Genomic DNA, 18,601 nt, shown 5'->3' with positions numbered 1-18,601 from the left:
ACCCTACTCACTCCCTTTAACGTACCATTGATCATGTTCAGGAAAGTATTGAAATGGCTCGGCATTGTCCTTGGCGCTGTGTTGGTTTTGCTCCTGGTTTTTTATGCATTCGTCTATTTTCAGACCGAGTCGCGCGCCAACAAGGTATATGATGTCAAATTGCAGACGCTCACCCTTCCGAACGACTCGGCTTCGTATGCCCTTGGCAAACACATTGCCGGTATCCGGGGCTGCGCGGAATGCCACGGTGCCGATTTCAGTGGCAGACCGTTCTTCGACGCAAGCACTCCGATCGGTATTTTGTATACGTCTAACCTGACCACCGGAAAAGGTGGAATTTCCTATACCGATCAGGACTGGATTCGCGCCTTGCGGCATGGTTTGGGAAAAGACAACAAAACGTTGTGGTTCATGCCAGCGAACGATGTGAGTGCCCCGCTGTCGAACCGGGATATGGGGGCGTTGATTTATTACCTGAAACGTCAGCCACCCGTCGATAAAATTCACCCGGCCAAAGAAGTGAAACCATTGGGGCGGTTTTTAGCCTTTACCGGCGACTTGCCGCTTTTTCCGGCAGAAGTCATCGACCACGAGGCCCAACCCGCCGAAAACGTACCGGCCGCGGTGGATGCCGTCTACGGAAAATACCTGGCCGTTACCTGCTCTGGATGCCACGGTCCCAGTTTCAAAGGTGGTCCCGGCCACGGTCCCGGCGAACCGCACATTGCGGACCTGACCCAAACGGGCAAAGTCGGAAAATGGACGTCGGATCATTTTGTTACCGCCATCCGGACGGGTAAAACACCGGATGGGCGCGTGATTAACGATTTTATGCCCTGGAAGTATTTCGCCACCGTGTATACCGACGACGAACTGAAAGCGATTTATTTATACCTGCACGACTTGAAGTAACGGTAGAGAAATAGATTTTGAGCCCTTTGCAGGGAAATAGACCGCTTCGCCGTATTTTAGCGGCCAAACTGCTAAACCCCGCTCATGAACTTCCAGATTTTCGCCGATTACGAAACGCTTTCCCGTCATACTGCCCAACACATTGCCGACTTACTGAACCGCAAACCCGATGCCCTGATTTGTGCTGCATCCGGCGACACGCCCGTTGGGACGTACCGGGCACTGGTTCAACTGGTTAAAGAAGGAAAAACCAGCGTCGACCGCTGCACGTTTGTAGGCCTGGATGAATGGGTTGGTTTAGGACCGGAAAGTGAAGGAAGTTGCGCGAATTACCTCCAGCGCGAACTCTTCGGACCCCTCAACATTCCGTCCGATCAATACCGCCTGTTCGACGCCAAAGCCGATGATCTGGAAGCCGAATGTGCGTCGATGACGCAATTTGTTGACGATCGGGGCGGTTTTGACCTGATTCTGGTAGGCGTCGGTCTGAACGGCCACATTGCCCTGAACGAACCCGGAACACCGTTCAACCTGAAAGCCCACGTTTCAGAACTGGCCGAAACGACCATTACCGTCGGGCAAAAATACTTCTCTACCCCAACGCCCCTGACGCTGGGCGTCACGACCGGCCTGCAACAATTGATGGACGCCCGCGAAGCCATTCTGATTGCCAGCGGCAGCAAAAAAGCACCGGTGATCAAAACCGCCCTGGAAGGCCCGGTGACGGAAGAGTTTCCAGCCAGCATCATGCAAACGCACCCGAAGGGCTATGTTTGGGTGGATCGGGACGCGGCTGGGGAGTAATAAACCGTCTTTCTCTCAGAACATAGTGGTTGTTAGTAGTGTAAAGCACTACTAACAACCACCCAACTCTTACAAATTCTCCTCAATCAGTTTCGCCACGTTTTCCCGCCTGAACTCGCCGGAATACAGCACGTTTCCGGTTTTATCGAGCAATACAACCACAGGAAATAGGCCAATACCGTAGCGTTTCGCCACCTCCTGCGCACCGTATAAAAGCGGGTACTCCGGCTGGATTTTCTGTTCAAAAACCGCTATGACTTCTTTCGAATCATGCGGATTGATGCCCAAAAGTTCGAAACCGTTGGTTTTGTATTGGTTATAAATCGCATTTAATTCGGGGACGGCGGCCACACAATAGCCACAATTCCGAATCCAGAATTCCAGCAAAACGATTTTTCCTTTCAACTGACTCAGCGTGAGTTCGGTCGTGCGGTCAAAAACCGGTAAGGTCCAATCCGGGGCGGTCTGGCCGCGTGGAATGATTTGCAGCTTTTCATCTTCCGGGCTTCCCAGCTTGTACTCATTCCGGTAACTGGAATAATACCAGGACGAATCAGTTGGCAAAGCTGTCGCATCGAGGTATTGAAAGCGGGTTTTCGTAAAATCCTGGTTGCGGTTGTTGGACTGCATCACTTCAATGGGCAAATGCGTCGCCTTGTCGATCAGCAAACGGTAGCGGATCAATCGGTCCGCCGTAATGGGACGGTAAGCGCCCAGATAATCGATCACTTTCTGTTTCAGGGTGAAGGTTACCGCATAAAAAGGCTTCGCGTCCACCACGGTATCCAGCACGGTTTTGGGAACCGACACATCCGAAAAAAGCATCGGCAACGCGTTTCGATACGTGACCGGCGAATCGTAAAAGAACGAAAGCGACTCAAAATTCCGACGGGCCGGTTGTCCGACAACCCGCAGCGTCTTACTTTTCCGGTCGCAGACAAACTGTTCGGTTCCATTAAAAACCGCCAGCATATCCGCGTTGCTGAACTGGTAGCGAAAGTCCAAAACCGGGTTTTCACTGCTAAAATCCAGAAAGCACGCTCCGCTCATCTCGTTGTGGATGCCTTCCGAGACGTAATTCAGTTCCCGGTGATAGTGGTACCGGAGCGTTTTCCGGCCGCTGAGTGCTTGCGAAGTTTTACGAAGTACGTCCTCCGCAGAAACGGTTTCGGACTGTGCCAAACCGGACGTTTGGGCTGTCATTACCAGAAAAAAGGGCATAAGAATGCCACTGAAAATCAATGATTTCATCGCAGTAGGAAGGAAGATTATGGAGAAATTTAGACGTGTTGGAAAAGGTTACTTCAAGCTAGCCAGCGTTTTTTTGGAGGAGTTGTTTGCGGAAAAATGGGGAGAAGCCAGCGCCAGAATTTTTATCTGTTCAATCTGATCGTCCTTTATTTTTACGTAGACGTCCATGCCTCGGCCTTCGCTGTTTTTCGAAAAAAGAATCAGTTCAGTTGGCGGTTCCGACCCGGCTTTTCGGTGTTTAAGCTGGATGTTACGGATCAGATTCAGCGTTCCATTGGGCGTATCAATTACCGCAAATGCGTTTTTCGGATCGATTGAAAAGTTTCCGGCATCCGTTGTTATTCCTCGCTCCCGGTTCACTGATGCTCCCGGCATTTTTGGCAGAATCAGCGTGACCAAAATCATCAACAAAAGGCTATAACTGGCCATTAATCGCCGTGATGACGGTTTACGGTTCATCATCCCAATCCGTTTTTTGATGGTCAGTTCGGTGAAGTTAGTGGCTAAACTCACCCGCAAACCGCCGATGCGCACCAGCATGTATTGATAGTTTTTAGCATCCAAACCGCTCCGCAGCATTTGCCGATCAACGCCGAATTCCAGATTTTCTTTGATCGCCCGTTTCAGAAACCAGCTCACCGGATTGAACCAGAAAAAAACCGTAACCAATTCCGCCAGCAGGACATCCAACGTATGCCACTCCCGAACGTGAACCCGCTCGTGTTGCAGAATCGGCCCGAGTTCTTCTTCCGAATGTCGGGACGGATTCAGGTAGATGGTTTGCCCGAACGAAAACGGGTTGAAATTTTCGCTGACCGCCCGAAAACGGAACCCCTTGTACGTTGCCGGTTGCGAACACCGGTGAATGCGGAGGAGCGACAGCAACTGCACCACCAGCCGGACAGCCATCACGCCAAGGCCAGGCCAGAACACGACCACCAGCCAGATCCATTGGCTCCCGTCTGCGGTTTGCTGCGGAACGGTTTCCAGCACCGTCCAACTTACCATCCGTTGAATCGAATTGCCCAGTACCGGCTTGCTGCCTAAGTCTGGAAAGCTCATCACCGGGTAAATGGCAGAAAAAACCATTCCGAACAGCAGAAACAGGCGATTCAGACCATAAAAGGTCAGCCGACGAAGAACCAGGGAATAGGCCAGAAAAAACAGCAGTAAAGCCGTGTTGGCCTGAAGCAGGTATATCAAAACCGGGGGCATATCAATCGGATTTGCGTTTTTCAATCATCTCAATGATCTCCTTCAGCTCATCGGCGCTGATCTTCTGGTCTTCAGCAAAAAACGCGACCAGCTCTTTGAAGGAATTCCTGAAATAATCACTCACAAAACCGCTCATGAAACGTTTCTTATACTCCTCTTCGCTAATCAGCGGCTCGTAGCGATACGTATTGCCCCATTTTTTACTCTCCAGAAACCCTTTCCGCTCCAGATTCCGAATCGTTGACGCTAGGGTCGTGTAGGGCGGGCGGGGTTCCGGCAGTTGATCCAGAAAATCTTTGACAAAACCGCCCTGGCTTTTCCAGATCACCAGCATGGCTTCTTCTTCCTGTACAGTCAGCTTATTCACAATTACGATTTTTTCGTAAATCTACGAATATTTCGTAATTGTGAAATAAAATGCTGAAAATAAAATTCAGGACTTCAGGAATGGTTGGATTAGCCAACGGTTTTCTAGTGCTCAAAACCGTTAAAACGGTTTCAATAATGCAATAATCAAATTGCCTTGCGAACCCCCGGTTAAAACCAGGGGCTACTTTAACTCTGCAGCACGGATGTAAATGCTCTTTACTAGTTCCGCTCCACGGTTACCCGGGCGCTTCCCGCCGGCATTCCTGCCCCGCAGGAGCTTTTTAAGGACGTAATGGTATACTCCGTCGAAGCCGTGGGGGCCACCGTCAGCACATACGGATTGAGGAAGGTGCCATTCACCTGCGTGCCGTCGGAGAGTACAAAGGACCAGGGTGGCAATCCATTTTTGAAAGCTACCCGCACTTTGGAAGTCTGGCCGGGCCGGATGGTTCCCTCGCCCGCTACGATGGCCTGACTGACATTGGGTGCCAGGATTTTAACCGTCGTTTCGGAACCCGCCACCGCCGGGCTGGTCGACGCCACCCGCAGCCGAACGGTGTTGAGCGTGTCTTTCAGATAAGCCGGACTGATGGCGGCTTTCAAAACCCCGTCTTTGTAGGTGGTCGCCAGATTGACAAACCGCCCGCTGGTGTCGGCCACCTGCACAATGTATTTGTTGTTGGCATAAAACCGCCCCGCCGTCGTAAACGGAACCGTAATTTCGGCACCGTGGCAAATCGTCCGGGCCGACAGATTGCCGGTGGTGATGGTGGAGGGTGGAATGTTGACTTTCACAAACGCCCGCCCGCTGTACTCGCCTACCCCGCAGGCACCACCCGCCGAGGTAATGGCGTAAGGTGTCGGATTGTTCGGCGTCACCCGGATGGTGTGCGGACTTTTGGCAATGTTATTTTCGTAGGTGCCATCCGTCAACAGAACGAACCACGGCCCACCTCCGCCAAAATCCACGGTCAGTTCGGCGGTTTTTCCTTCTTCGATCTTCACGGTATCGTTCCGCAAAACCGCCACGGCCTGAGCCGCCACGATCAGATTTTCGGGGTTACTGCTGATGGCAGGTTGTGTTGCCACCACCCGAATTTTATAAGCTCCCCTGGGCGAAATCCCGTAGGGCAACCGCGCCATCAGCGGACTGGCCGTGCCGGAAGCCGAAATGGTAGTCCAGTTGTCGGTGGAATCGGCGAGTTGGGCCACAAAACCGTTCCCGGTCTGGTATTTTCCGGTAGCCGTGAAAGCGACCTGAAAGGGTGTTCCGGTACAAATCCGAAAACCGCCGTTTGGTGCTTTGATCGCAATTTCCGGGTTCGGGTTCTCATTTACATTGACGATAATTTCCCCCGAAACCGTTCCGCTTCCGCAGGGGCCGCTGACGTTTACCACTTTATAAATCGTTGGTTTATCGGGTGTTACCGTCACTTCGTAAGGCGTCGTGGTGGTATTTTGCACTTTGGTTCCGTCCGACAGCATAAACGACCACGGCCCATGGCCGCTCAGGGCGATGCGGAACGTAGCGGGTTGACCCGGCAAAACCGTTACGGCATTACTGCCATCGGCCAGTTCGATACGCGCACCCGGCGCGGGCAACACCCGAAGTGCCTGCACCGTACCATTAACGACTGGATTGGTGGAAGCGACCCGCAAATTGTATCGACTTCCGGCTGCAGTAGTGACCGGAATCACGCCCGCCAGCGTTCCGTTGCCAAACGGCCCGGCTTTGGCGGGTTCGCTCAGGTTGGTCACTTTTCCGGTTGCATCGACCAGTTGGAGAACAAATTGATTATCCGGCGAAAACCGCCCACCCGACGAGGTATACGGCACCGAAACCGGCGATCCGGCACAAACCGCCAGGCCGTTCAGGTCACCCGTTATCACTTCCGGCAACGCCACTTTGTGGCTGTCGGCCTGGGCGCGCATAGCCGCCGAGTCGATGCGCATGGTGGTATCGCGCTGAAAAATGGCTTTGTAGAGACTGTCTTTCAGGTACTTTTCAATCAGCGTGTCCTTCTGGATTTCAATCAGGGTATCGGCAACAGCCTGGGATTGGCGGGTTCGTTGGTCCACTCCCGACACGCCGAGGGTCAACACCCCAACGACTCCCAAAACGATACTCAACAACGTAAATTTATTCATGCATGTGTGGTTCAACTTCAAAACTTGGTGTTCTTTCCGATTGGGTTGACGAACTTTGCATTTTACCCTTAAATCTTTTGAAAGAGACTTGGACGCAAAACCTCCAGGTCCGGAAGTCCCCTTCAGGGGATTTGGGGGTAAAACGATAACCGTTTTCGAAATGCAAAGTTCGCTAACTATAACGGAAAGTTTGCAGACCCTGGTACAAAGTTAACACGCTCGCATGAACGAGGAATTGATTCATCTTCAGGTATCCGAAATAATTCCGGAAACACCCGACACGAAAACGCTTCTTTTACAACCCACCGACGGGCAACCTGTTCCGTATCGGGCGGGGCAGTTTCTGACGCTTCTCTTTCACCACCTCGGCCACGAAGTCCGGCGGTCGTATTCATTGAGTTCAACACCCGGTGGTGATCCGGCAGAGCCGTTGAGCCTGACGATCAAACGGGTGGAGAACGGCGAAATCTCCCGGTATCTGCTCGATCATCTGCGGGTAGGCGATACGCTCAGCAGTTTGCCGCCAACGGGCCGGTTTACACTGGAAAGCAACCCTGATCAGCAGCGGGATATTGTACTGATTGGGGCCGGAAGCGGTATTTCGCCCCTGTACGGTATTTTGAAACAGGCCCTGCGTGATGAGCCGAAAAGCCACATTACGCTGCTGTATTGCAACACCAGCCAACAGAATATTATTTTCTACACCCAACTGGAAGCCCTGCGGAAACAGCACCCGGACCGGTTTCAGTTGATCCACCTGCTCAGCCAGCCGTCGGACGATTGGCGGAAAGCGGGCAACATCCGGCGGGGTCGATTGAACAACTGGTTGCTGGAAACCATGCTGCCCGAGCTGGTGCGTTTTCAGCGCGACAAGGCCCATTGGTACGTTTGCGGGCCGTTTGCGTTCATGCGGATGGTGCAGTTTACGCTGGTGTATGCGGGCATTCGGCTCGATCACATCAAGAAAGAAAATTTTGTAATCGAACCCGTTACGAGAACGCCACCGCCCGAACTGGCGCGCGACCACCGGATGTTGCTGCGGTATCGCGGAACAGACTACGACATCGACGTACCGGCGTACAAATCCATTCTGCAAGCGGCTCTGGATCACGGCATTCCGTTGCCGTATAGCTGCAAAGGCGGCCGGTGTTCAAGCTGTGCAGCCCGGCTGAAAGCGGGTGAAGTGCACATGACGATCAACGATGTGCTGACGGAACGCGACCTGGCCAACGGCTGGGTGCTGACTTGCACGGGTTATCCGGCATCGGAAGGTTTGGTGCTGGAAGCCTAACCGCTGTCAGGATCTTCGACCGCTGACAGGGTTAGACCTCCAGCACCAAATCACTCCTTTTACTTTTACCGGTTAGAAACTTCATCCCTGAATTTTCTGTTAGATTTAAGAATAGGCCTTTCGCTTGCCGCCCCTAAATCCCCTACAGGGGACTTTTGGAATCCGGATTGATCGTGTCCAAGTCCCCTTTAGGGGATTTAGGGGCGGCAAGCGAAAAGCTAGAAGAATAAGGCTATCACAACGTGACAGAAAACAACGCTTCCGCCCCACACACCGGGCTTACAGACATTGACCTGACGGGCTACGAACAAATTGAGGTATTGGGTGCCCGCGAACACAACCTAAAAAACATTGATGTTACCATTCCCCGTAACAAACTGGTGGTGGTAACCGGTATCAGCGGCAGCGGCAAATCGTCGCTGGCCTTCGATACCATTTATGCCGAGGGACAGCGCCGTTACATGGAGAGTTTCTCCGCATACGCCCGCTCGTTTCTTGGTAACATGGAACGGCCCGACGTCGACAAAATCAACGGATTGAGTCCGGTTATTTCCATCGAGCAGAAAACGACGTCGAAAAACCCCCGTTCTACCGTCGGCACGACCACCGAAATCTACGACTTTCTGCGGCTGCTGTATGCCCGCGCCGGTGAAGCCTTTTCGTACGTCACGGGGCGGAAAATGGAGCGCCAATCGCAGGATCAGATCATCGACACCATTCTGACGCATTATGCCAATAAAAAGCTGACGCTGCTGGCACCCATCGTCCGGGGCCGGAAAGGGCACTACCGTGAACTGTTCGTGCAAATTGCCAAGTTAGGTTACGCCAAAGTGCGCGTCGATGGCGAGGTGCAGGACATCGTTCCAAAGATGCAGCTTGACCGGTATAAAGTTCACGATGTCGAGATCGTGATCGACCGGATTGTTCCCAAACCAGAGGACCGCTACCGGCTCAGCCAGTCGGTGCAAACGGCTTTGAAACAGGGAAAGGGGGCCATGCAGATTCTGGATGAGAAAAACCACCTGACGTATTTCTCCCAAAACCTGATGGACCCGGAATCGGGCATCAGCTACGATGAGCCATCGCCGAATACGTTTTCGTTCAATTCGCCCTATGGAGCCTGCCCGGTTTGTAACGGGCTGGGAAGTATCGAAGAAATTACGGAAGAATCGGTGATTCCGAATAAATCGCTCAGCATCAGCCGGGGTGCCATTGCTCCCCTCGGCGAATACCGCGAACTCTGGTTTTTTCGGGAAATCGAAGTCATCCTAAAAAAATACAAACTCAGCCTGACGACACCGGTCGAAAAATACCCGGCAGATTTGCTGCATGCCCTGCTCTACGGAACGGAGGACGAGTCGACCATGCCGTCGAAAAAACATCCGGGCCAGGACTATTACAATTTCAAATTCGAGGGCGTCATTACCTTCCTGAAACGCCAGCAGGAAAGCGCTGATTCGGCGGGACGTTCCGACAAAATTCAGGAATGGCTGAAAGATTTTACGGTGATCAAAACCTGCCCGGAATGCGAGGGCGCGCGCTTGAAAAAAGAATCGCTTTACTTTCGGCTGGATACCAAAAACATCTCCGAACTGGCCCGGATGGACATTTCGGAACTGGCCGTCTGGATGACGGATCTGGAAAGCCGCCTGTCCAACCGCCAGAATGTGATTGCCAAAGAGATTCTGAAAGAAATCCGCAAACGGATCGGTTTTCTGCTGGACATCGGTTTGGATTACCTGATGCTCGACCGACCGCTGCGCACGCTCTCCGGTGGCGAAGCCCAACGCATCCGGCTGGCCACGCAGATTGGCACCCAATTGGTTGGTGTTCTGTATATTATGGACGAACCCAGCATCGGTTTGCACCAGCGCGATAACGTCAAATTGATCGACTCGCTGAAAAACCTGCGCGATCTGGGCAATACGGTTTTGGTGGTGGAACACGACAAGGACATGATGCTGGAGTCGGACTACATTCTGGACATTGGTCCGGGAGCTGGTCGGCACGGCGGTCAGGTCGTTGGTGCCGGAACACCGGAGCAATTCCTGAAAAACGGCAGCACGACGGCGGCTTACCTGAGCGGTCGCCGGGCGATTGAAGTTCCGAAAGAACGCCGAAAAGGCAATGGAAATCAATTGGTAATCAAGGGCGCTACGGGACATAACCTGAAGAACGTAACCCTCAAACTGCCTTTGGGCCAGATGGTTTGCATTACGGGCGTGTCGGGCAGCGGCAAGTCGTCGCTGATTCACGAAACGCTGTTTCCGGTGTTGAACAAGCATTTTTACAAGTCGAAACGCGAGGCCCTGCCGTTCAAATCGGTCGAAGGGCTGGATCAGTTGGATAAGGTAATCGAGGTGGACCAATCGCCAATTGGGCGGACACCCCGTTCGAATCCGGCGACGTATACCGGCATGTTTTCCGACATCCGCAGCCTGTTTGCCGAACTGCCCGAAGCCAAAATCCGGGGCTATAAACCGGGGCGGTTTTCGTTCAACGTCAAAGGCGGTCGGTGTGAAGAGTGTGAGGGAGCCGGGATGAAGAAAATCGAAATGGAGTTTTTGCCGGATGTCCACGTCATGTGCGAAACCTGCAAAGGCAAACGCTTCAACCGCGAAACGCTGGAGGTACGATTCAAGGGTAAATCCATCGCCGACGTGCTGGATATGACCGTTGAACAGTCGCTCGAGTTCTTTGCCAGCCAGCCGAAGATTCTGCGAAAAGTGCAAACGTTGAACGATGTCGGATTGGGCTACATCACCCTCGGTCAACACGCCACGACGCTCTCGGGCGGGGAAGCCCAGCGGGTGAAATTGGCGGAAGAACTCTCGAAGAAGGACACCGGCAAAACCATGTACATCCTCGACGAGCCCACCACCGGCCTTCATTTTCAGGACATTTCCCATTTGCTCGACGTGCTGAACAAACTGGCCGACAAAGGCAACACGGTTTTGATCATCGAACACAATCTGGATGTGATTAAAGTCTCCGACCACGTCATCGATTTGGGTCCGGAAGGGGGTAACAAAGGCGGTTACATCATCGCAGAAGGAGCGCCGGAGAAAGTCGCTAAAACGAAAGGAAGCTATACCGGGAAGTTTTTGGCAATGGAGTTGGCCGCGTTTTCAAACCGTTGAAACGGTTTTTTACCGTGGCTTAATGGTATTTCAGAATATGAAACCGTTAAAACGGTTTTGGAAATGGGGATATTGACCGATTTACCCACGGTTAAAACCGTGGGCTGGTAAAATACCGGTGCAGCAAACCAGTTTGTTGGTCAGAATGGCAAAATATTCAAACCCTGAATAAAAACGCAGGCTGATTGAATAGTACGTCAACACCAGCCCACGGTTTCAACCGTGGGTCCACGAACCGGTTTCCCTCAATTCCAAAAACCGTTTTAACGGTTTTGAAACCCGTCATCCTCGCTGTTCAGCAACCCATATTGTTTCATAAACCGGCGATATTCTTCGGCAAACGTCATTTTCTGGTGGTGGTATTCCTGATTGGCAATGTACTGCCGAATCCGTTCAACTTGGGATTCACTCACCGAAAAAGCACCATACCCCGTTTGCCAGGCAAATTTGTCCGGAATAACATCCAGCCCGTTGATGTGATGGGAGCTGCTGCCCTTGATCTGCTTCATAACATCCGAAACCGCTAGTTGCGGTTGTAACAGAAACAGGATGTGAACATGGTCTTCGATGCCGTTGATGCTATCGACGATACAACCGGCGTCGGTTAATTCCTGACGAATATGACGGTATAAGAAATCCCGGACGGTTTTCCGAATAAGCGGCTGGCGGTTTTTAGTCGAGAAAACGGCGTGAATCCAGATTTTGGTTTTGGAATGTGACATCGCGGAAATAGGGATTATCGTTCAATACCTAGACGACAACCAATCTATTTTGTCACTTCGCTGGCGATTCCGTAGAAATCGACGTATGATTCCCAACACCCGGCCGTTCCGGCAACTCACCGACCATCTGGAATTCCATTTCCGACTCCGTCCCGATGCCAAGTTCCTGCCGCATTTCGTCGGCGGTTTGGCTCCGGCCATCGTGGCTCCAGCCGGGAGGAGCCAGCAAATATTTGATTTTCTGGCCGAACGGCCCCGGTATACGAAGATCTGAAATTAGTTTTTTCCACTCGTGAAAAACCAGATTCCCCGGTGAGTGATCGGTGATGTTGGTCGTAAGACCATACCGAACGGGGTCTTCCGGGGCTTCTTCGGCAAAGGTGCCAAACAGACGATCCCAAACAATGAACATCATGCCCATGTTCCGATCCAGGTAGCGAACATTGGACGCGTGGTGAACCCGGTGGTGTGACGGCGTAACCAGAAACCATTCCAGAAAACCGAGACGGCCAACATACTGGGTATGAACGATAATGCCGTAAATCTGCGTTGCAGAATACATAAACACAATGTCCTCGGCCCGGAACCCCAGCAACGCAATCGGAACAAAATAGATAAACCGGTAGAGCGGTTGCAGCACGGAAGAACGAAAGCCAACGGTGAGGTTGAACTCCTCCGAAGAGTGGTGCGTGACGTGAATGGCCCAGAACAGGCGGCAGAAATGATCGACGCGGTGCAGCCAGTAGAAGGCAAAATCCTCCAGAATCAGGAGCGTCAGCCAATACAGCCAGGGTGTCGTTATCTCGGTGATGCGGTATTGATACATCCATACCAGAACGCCGACATAGAAACCCCGAACCAGCAAATCGAGGCCCATGTTGAGCAGGGTCAGGTAACAATTCTGAAGGACACCTTTGATGGAATAATAAGGCCGATGCTGACAATAGCTCAACATCATCTCTGCGCCGATAATGAGCACATATAACGGTGTGGAGAGCATGAATAGCAAAGACTCCCGAAATCCAATCATTCTTCAGTGTTACGACGAATACGTTGCAAGTTACGGCATTGAACTACATTTGTAATTGTACGTTGATTAGAAATTCATTAAAAATGAACCTCCTCATTTCGAACTAAAAAAAGCGGTTTTCTCCTACCAGCGCACCTGACCATCGCCAACCACCACCCACTTTTCCGTCACCAGTTTTTCGAGGGCGAAAGGCCCGCGGGCGTGCAATTTTTGCGTCGAAATCCCAATTTCGGCCCCCAGACCAAACACCCCGCCGTCGGTGAAACGAGTCGACGCATTGGCATACACGGCTGCCGCGTCCACTTCATTCAGAAACCGGTCGATAGCCGCCGGATCGCGGGACACAATCGCTTCGGAATGGCGCGACGAATAGGTCTGAATGTGCGACAAGGCTTCTTCCAAACCGCCGACCACTTTAATGGCACATTTATAATCCAGAAACTCCCGGCCAAAATCGCTCAGTTGAGCCGGTTGAAGCTGGGGATAACCAACTGACGCTAAGGTACGATAAGCCTCCTCATCCGCAAAAACCTCCACGTTCCATTTCGTAAAATCCGCCACCAGCATCGGCAAAAATACGTCGGCAACAGCCTGATCGACCAGCACGCAATCCAGCGAGTTGCAAACCGACGGGCGCGACACCTTGGCATTCACGACCATATCACGCGCTTTTTCCAGATCAGCCGTCCGTTCAACATAGGTATGACAAACGCCCGCACCGGTTTCAATGGTGGGCACAAGCGAATTTTGCCGGACGTACTGAATCAGCGAATCGGATCCTCGCGGAATAATAATATCGACATAGCGCGTGGCCGTCAGCAATTCGTTGACTACCGCCCGGTCGGGGGGCATCAGCGAAACGGCGGCTTCCGGCACGCCAAATTCTGTCAGCACCTGGTGAATCAGCGCCACAATCGCCAGGTTAGAGTAATGCGCTTCCTTCCCGCCTTTCAGTACGCAGGCATTTCCCGACCGCAGGCAGAGCGAAGCCACATCCAGCGTTACGTTGGGCCGCGACTCATAAATGACGCCCACCACGCCCAGCGGAACGGCCAGCTTCCGGAGCTGAAGCCCCTGTTCTATCGTCTTTTCCAGTAAAACCTTTCCGCTCGGATCGGGCAGCACCGCCACCACGCGCAGGCTTTCCGCCAGATCGCAGATGCGCTTTTCGTTCAGCAACAACCGGTCTTTCTTCGGATCGGTGTCCGGCATGGCGTCCAGATCTTTCTGGTTCTCAGCCAAGATGGTTTCTTTGTTTTCAAAAACCACGTCCGCCAGCCGGTTGAGCAAGGCGGTTTTCTGCTCGTCGGACAGGCGCCGAACCGCAGCCGAAGCAAACTTCGTTTCCTGAAGCAGGGGAGTTACTGTATTCATACAATCCGGTATTTTCACAAAAGTACAATATCATTGGCATTTGCCACCTCCACATTTTGCTGGTTCAACTGCGGCAATAAGTCCGCCGACGACAGGCGCGCGCGGGCTACGGCCACGGTGACCCCGGCTTCGTCACAAATCTCAACGACTTCGCCAGCCGCAAATTCACCTTCTACCGTTCGAACACCGACGGCCAGCAAACTGTTCCGCCGACCCAAGGCCGCCACCGCGCCCGCATCGACCCGCAGAATTCCGGCCGTCAGGCTGCCACTGCCGAGCCAGCGTTGCCGAGCCGAGGGCGTGCTCACCTGCGGTTTAAACGTCGTGCCAGTTTCGCCCCGCAACGCCCGCAAAATACCGTCGGGTTGTTTCAGGCCAAAAATCGTGACCCGGATGCCCATGCGGGTCGCCAGTTTGGCAAAGGTCAGCTTGGACGCCATTCCGCCCAGGCCCAGGGCCGATTTTTCATCCCGAACAATCCCGAAAATGGATTCATCGACCCGATCGACCGCCTGGATGATGTGGTTGTCGTTGTCCAGCAAACCGCCAACTGAGGTACACAGCATGAGTGTCGAAGCCCCAAACCCGACGGCCATGAGCGTGGCCAGTTCGTCATTGTCCGAAAACTTCAGTTCCCGGTCGCTCACGACGTCGTTTTCATTCGCAATGGGAATAATGCCGTTTTTCCACAATTCCTGCACGGTTTCCTTGAGCTGGAGAAACTGCTGCCGGTCGGCGAAGTGATGGCGTTCGCAGAGGGTTTGGGCAATGGGAATATTATATTCGGAAAAATAGCGGTTATATACATTGAGCAACAGTAGATTACCGACGGCGGCCGCAGCTTTGCGCTGGGCCATTTCGCCCCGGTAGCCTTCGATCAGGCCTTTTCCGGCACCCACCGCGCCCGATGATACCAGAACAATGTGGTACGACTGCCGCAATTCGGCCACCTGCCGGGCAATGTCGGCAATCACCGCTTCATGGAGCGAACCGTCCGGCTGGGTAATCGATGCCGTACCGAATTTAATGACTAAAACTGACACGCTTGAACTGGATTAAAAGACTAAACTAAAGTGACGTTACGGGCGATGAAGTGAAAGAAGGGGCAAAAATACGAAAGATTCCGCCAGACCGCGCGAATCGGCCGAAATCGGGGACAGAAAACCGTGGGGGAACGAAAGACGCTATTAATCCGGCTGATTTTTGAAAAGATGCGCCAGCACCGGCTCCGTAAAATTGGCTTTTTTTTGCAGCGTTTGCTTCAACCGCTTCATGTATTCCGGTCGTGGAATTTCAATGGCACCAAACCGCCGGACATTATCGTTGATAAATTGAGTGTCCAGCAACTCAAATTGTTGTTTTCTCAAGATTTCAATCAGGTAGTGGAACGCTACTTTTGAGGCATTGGGCACCTGATAAAACATTGATTCACCAAAAAAAACCGCTCCCAGTGCAACGCCGTAGAGTCCGCCGACCAGACAGTTGTCGATATACGTTTCCACGCTGTGGGCCATTCCCATCTGGTGTAAATCCATATAGGCTTCGATAATTTCTTCGGAAATCCAGGTGCCGTCATTCTCCGAACGTGGCAACGCACACTTGCGCATAACCTGCTCGAAATCAGCATTAATACGAATCTCGAATACTTTTTTATTCAGGATAGGCCGCAGTGATTTAGCGGGTTGATAGGTGTCCAGGGGAATGATGGCACGGGGGTCGGGGGAGTACCAATACAGCGTATTGTCCGTGTCGGCCATCGGAAAGATACCATTGATGTAGCCATAAATCAGGTCATCAGAAGACAGACGATACATGGAGATTCGCGAAGGTTCTCCAACAAATATATAAAAATAATGGTTTGTAAAAAATGGCACGATTACTGAACGTTTCTTCAAAATTATCGTTATTTTATTGCACAAGCGGAACAATTCCTTTATCATTGTCCCGCTTTTTGGCAAACACAAAAATGGCAACACGCGTCTATCTACCGACATTCTACCACACAACGCCATTTCGGTTCAGGTCCGAAAGGACCCGACCTAATTGCTTGCCTATGCGGTGAGCATCCGCTCCTGCGGTTCAGCCCTTTCTCATTTTCATTTATCAACAAACTTTTTTGATCACACGATCCAACCGGTTATTCGCCGGACGAGGGTGCCTTCATTCGATCAAACGACGATGATTTCAGAAGTAAACAACGATACGTATGTAGTTCAGGTGGCCGATGAAAACCACCTTCAACTAGCCGAAGCGATCTGCCAGGAAATGGAGGAGAGCGCCAAGGCACGAGGAACGGGCATTGCCAAACGCTCGCCTTTGTACCTGATGGAGAAAATGCTGGAAGGCAAGGCGATTGTGGCAACGACGAAAACCGGCGAATGGGTGGGTTTTTGTTACATCGAAACCTGGCAGCACGGCAAGTTTGTCGCCAATTCGGGCCTGATCGTCCATTCTTCTTTTCGGAAGAGCGGCATTGCCACGCGCATCAAAAATGCGGCTTTCAAGCTTTCACGCAAGAAATATCCGGACGCCAAAATCATCGGTTTAACGACGAGCCTGGCGGTGATGAAGATCAATTCAGACTTGGGCTACGAACCCGTGACGTTCAGCGAATTACCGGCGGATGATGCGTTCTGGAAAGGCTGTTCGAGCTGTGTCAATTACGACATTCTGACCCGAACCAACCGGAAACACTGCCTCTGTACGGGCATGTTGTATGATCCCGAGCAGCACAAAAAGACGGAAGAGAAAACCGAGAAGTGGAATTTTCTGAAGGAATCGAAGCTGTATGAACGCTGGATGCGCATCAAACAGCGCATTCTGATGCGTTTTCAGGATCGCCCCCGGACAAGGAAAACCGAACGCGAGTTGGAAACCGTCGGGTAATAAAGTCATTGTAAAGGTATTCAAGTGATTTTAAGTCCCTTTCGGCGGTCGGCTGGAAGGGATTTTTTAGTTTTGTGTCTTAAATACAATCTGAGCTGTCCCCAATCCGGTCAGATCACCCTTTTCGTTCCATACGTCCCACAGTTCACCGTGATGTCTCAACAGAAAAAAGTAGTTCTTGCGTTTAGCGGAGGTCTCGACACCTCGTTTTGTGTTAAATACTTATCCGAAGATCTGGGGTATGAAATCTACTCCGTGCTGGTCGATACCGGCGGGTTCTCGGAGGCCGATTTGAAAACCATCGAAGACCGGGCCTATTCGCTGGGCGTGAAGCACCATACCGCCATCGCCAAAACCGACGATTACTACCAGCAATGTTTAAAATATCTGGTCTACGGTAATGTACTGAAAAACAACACCTACCCCCTGAGCGTCAGTGCCGAGCGGATTTTTCAGGCCATCGCTGTCGCCGAATACGCTAAATCCATTGGTGCCAATGCCATTGCACACGGCAGTACCGGCGCGGGCAACGACCAGGTACGGTTCGATATGGCGTTCCGGATCATTGCCCCGGATGCCGAAATCATTACGCCCATCCGCGATCTGCGGCTGTCGCGCGAAGCCGAAATCGACTACCTGAAAGCCAAGGGCGTGGAGCAGGAATGGCACAAAGCCGCCTATTCCATCAACAAAGGCTTGTGGGGAACCTCGGTAGGCGGTCGCGAAACGCTGACTTCCAACGGTTTTCTGCCCGAATCGGCCTGGCCGACGCAGGTGACCAAAACCGAACCGGAGCAAATCACGCTGCATTTTGAAGCGGGTGAACTGAAAGGCATCGGTGACGAACCCGTCGGTGATCCCGTTCAGGCCATTCAACAACTGACGGCGCTGGCCGGGCCGTTTGGCATTGGCCGCGATATTCACGTCGGCGACACCATCATCGGCATCAAAGGCCGGGTCGGTTTTGAAGCTCCGGCTCCGCTGATCATTCTGAAAGCGCACCACGCCATCGAAAAGCACGTGCTGACCAAATGGCAGCAATACTGGAAAGATCAACTGGCCAACTGGTATGGCACGATGCTGCACGAAGGTCAGTTTCTGGACCCCGTCATGCGGAACATCGAGACCTTCCTGACCGATACCCAAACCCACGTAACGGGCAAAGTTCACGTTCTGTTGGCTCCGTATCGCTTCCAGGTGCTGGGCATCGAATCGCCATTCGACCTGATGTCCTCCGCGTTCGGCAGCTACGGCGAAATGAACAACGCCTGGACCGGCGAGGATGTCCGTGGCTTCTCGAAAGTGATGTCGAATCAGTTGATGATTTATGGGAAAGTGAAGGAAAGCGCAAACAAATAATAAATGTAGAATGTAAAATGATGAATGTACAAGTGCGTGGTGTCGCTCTAACACTTTTACATTCATCATTTTACATTTGCTATTTTACATTCCTTAAAAT

Annotated in this window: 15 protein-coding genes; 6 read left to right on the top strand and 9 right to left on the bottom strand. The window is 52.2% G+C overall.

Going from position 1 to position 18,601, the window contains the following annotated elements:
• Window positions 1-33 precede the first annotated feature (33 nt).
• Together ACS5NO_RS09640 and ACS5NO_RS09635 are read left to right on the top strand one after the other, a co-directional pair.
• Window positions 34-912 carry a c-type cytochrome gene (locus ACS5NO_RS09640; RefSeq protein ID WP_439414948.1) on the top strand — a complete coding sequence of 293 codons (879 nt, stop codon included), beginning with the start codon at window positions 34-36 and terminating at the stop codon, window positions 910-912.
• Window positions 913-996: 84 nt separating this feature from the next.
• On the top strand, window positions 997-1,716 hold the full coding sequence (locus tag ACS5NO_RS09635; protein ID WP_439414947.1) for a glucosamine-6-phosphate deaminase: 720 nt from the start codon (window positions 997-999) through the stop codon (window positions 1,714-1,716).
• Between the two features lie 69 nt (window positions 1,717-1,785).
• Here ACS5NO_RS09635 and ACS5NO_RS09630 read toward each other — a convergent pair whose 3' ends face one another.
• The 4 genes from ACS5NO_RS09630 to ACS5NO_RS09615 all read right to left on the bottom strand — a co-directional run bounded on the left by ACS5NO_RS09630 (window position 1,786) and on the right by ACS5NO_RS09615 (window position 6,699).
• On the bottom strand, window positions 1,786-2,967 hold the full coding sequence (locus ACS5NO_RS09630; RefSeq protein WP_439414946.1) for a peroxiredoxin family protein: 1,182 nt from the start codon (window positions 2,965-2,967) through the stop codon (window positions 1,786-1,788).
• A 48-nt stretch (window positions 2,968-3,015) separates the two neighbouring features.
• On the bottom strand, window positions 3,016-4,182 hold the full coding sequence (locus ACS5NO_RS09625; protein ID WP_439414945.1) for a M56 family metallopeptidase: 1,167 nt from the start codon (window positions 4,180-4,182) through the stop codon (window positions 3,016-3,018).
• Between the two features lies 1 nt (window position 4,183).
• Complete coding sequence (locus ACS5NO_RS09620) at window positions 4,184-4,549, bottom strand: BlaI/MecI/CopY family transcriptional regulator (RefSeq protein WP_439414944.1); 366 nt, start codon at window positions 4,547-4,549, stop codon at window positions 4,184-4,186.
• Between the two features lie 221 nt (window positions 4,550-4,770).
• Entirely contained in the window at window positions 4,771-6,699 is a 1,929-nt protein-coding gene (locus ACS5NO_RS09615; RefSeq protein WP_439414943.1) for a hypothetical protein, read from the bottom strand.
• A 223-nt stretch (window positions 6,700-6,922) separates the two neighbouring features.
• On the opposite strand from ACS5NO_RS09615, the gene ACS5NO_RS09610 reads away from it, so the two are divergent.
• Entirely contained in the window at window positions 6,923-7,990 is a 1,068-nt protein-coding gene (locus tag ACS5NO_RS09610; RefSeq protein ID WP_439414942.1) for a 2Fe-2S iron-sulfur cluster-binding protein, read from the top strand.
• 242 nt (window positions 7,991-8,232) lie between these two features.
• Window positions 8,233-11,130, top strand: coding sequence for an excinuclease ABC subunit UvrA (gene uvrA, locus ACS5NO_RS09605; RefSeq protein ID WP_439414941.1), 2,898 nt, complete (start codon window positions 8,233-8,235; stop codon window positions 11,128-11,130).
• 263 nt (window positions 11,131-11,393) lie between these two features.
• Here uvrA and tnpA read toward each other — a convergent pair whose 3' ends face one another.
• From tnpA to aat, 5 genes are all read right to left on the bottom strand, one after another.
• Entirely contained in the window at window positions 11,394-11,852 is a 459-nt protein-coding gene (gene tnpA / locus ACS5NO_RS09600) for an IS200/IS605 family transposase (protein ID WP_439414940.1), read from the bottom strand.
• Between the two features lie 52 nt (window positions 11,853-11,904).
• A complete protein-coding gene (locus tag ACS5NO_RS09595; protein WP_439414939.1) occupies window positions 11,905-12,882 on the bottom strand; it encodes a sterol desaturase family protein in 978 nt (325 codons plus the stop codon).
• Window positions 12,883-13,005: 123 nt separating this feature from the next.
• On the bottom strand, window positions 13,006-14,256 hold the full coding sequence (locus ACS5NO_RS09590) for a glutamate-5-semialdehyde dehydrogenase (protein ID WP_439414938.1): 1,251 nt from the start codon (window positions 14,254-14,256) through the stop codon (window positions 13,006-13,008).
• A 14-nt stretch (window positions 14,257-14,270) separates the two neighbouring features.
• Complete coding sequence (proB, locus tag ACS5NO_RS09585; RefSeq protein WP_439414937.1) at window positions 14,271-15,299, bottom strand: glutamate 5-kinase; 1,029 nt, start codon at window positions 15,297-15,299, stop codon at window positions 14,271-14,273.
• A gap of 144 nt (window positions 15,300-15,443) precedes the next feature.
• Entirely contained in the window at window positions 15,444-16,070 is a 627-nt protein-coding gene (gene aat / locus ACS5NO_RS09580; RefSeq protein ID WP_439414936.1) for a leucyl/phenylalanyl-tRNA--protein transferase, read from the bottom strand.
• Window positions 16,071-16,434: 364 nt separating this feature from the next.
• Here aat and ACS5NO_RS09575 point away from each other — a divergent pair, with 364 nt between their 5' ends.
• Window positions 16,435-17,142, top strand: a complete 708-nt coding sequence (locus ACS5NO_RS09575) for a GNAT family N-acetyltransferase (RefSeq protein WP_439414935.1) — start codon at window positions 16,435-16,437, stop codon at window positions 17,140-17,142.
• A 153-nt stretch (window positions 17,143-17,295) separates the two neighbouring features.
• On the top strand, window positions 17,296-18,501 hold the full coding sequence (locus ACS5NO_RS09570) for an argininosuccinate synthase (protein ID WP_150876427.1): 1,206 nt from the start codon (window positions 17,296-17,298) through the stop codon (window positions 18,499-18,501).
• Window positions 18,502-18,601: the final 100 nt, after the last annotated feature.

The organism is Larkinella fluvii (genome assembly GCF_051857545.1).
Taxonomy (GTDB): Bacteria; Bacteroidota; Bacteroidia; order Cytophagales; family Spirosomataceae; genus Larkinella.
Note: the sequence above shows the minus strand (reverse complement) of the source record. Positions and strands in the feature narration are given on the sequence as shown.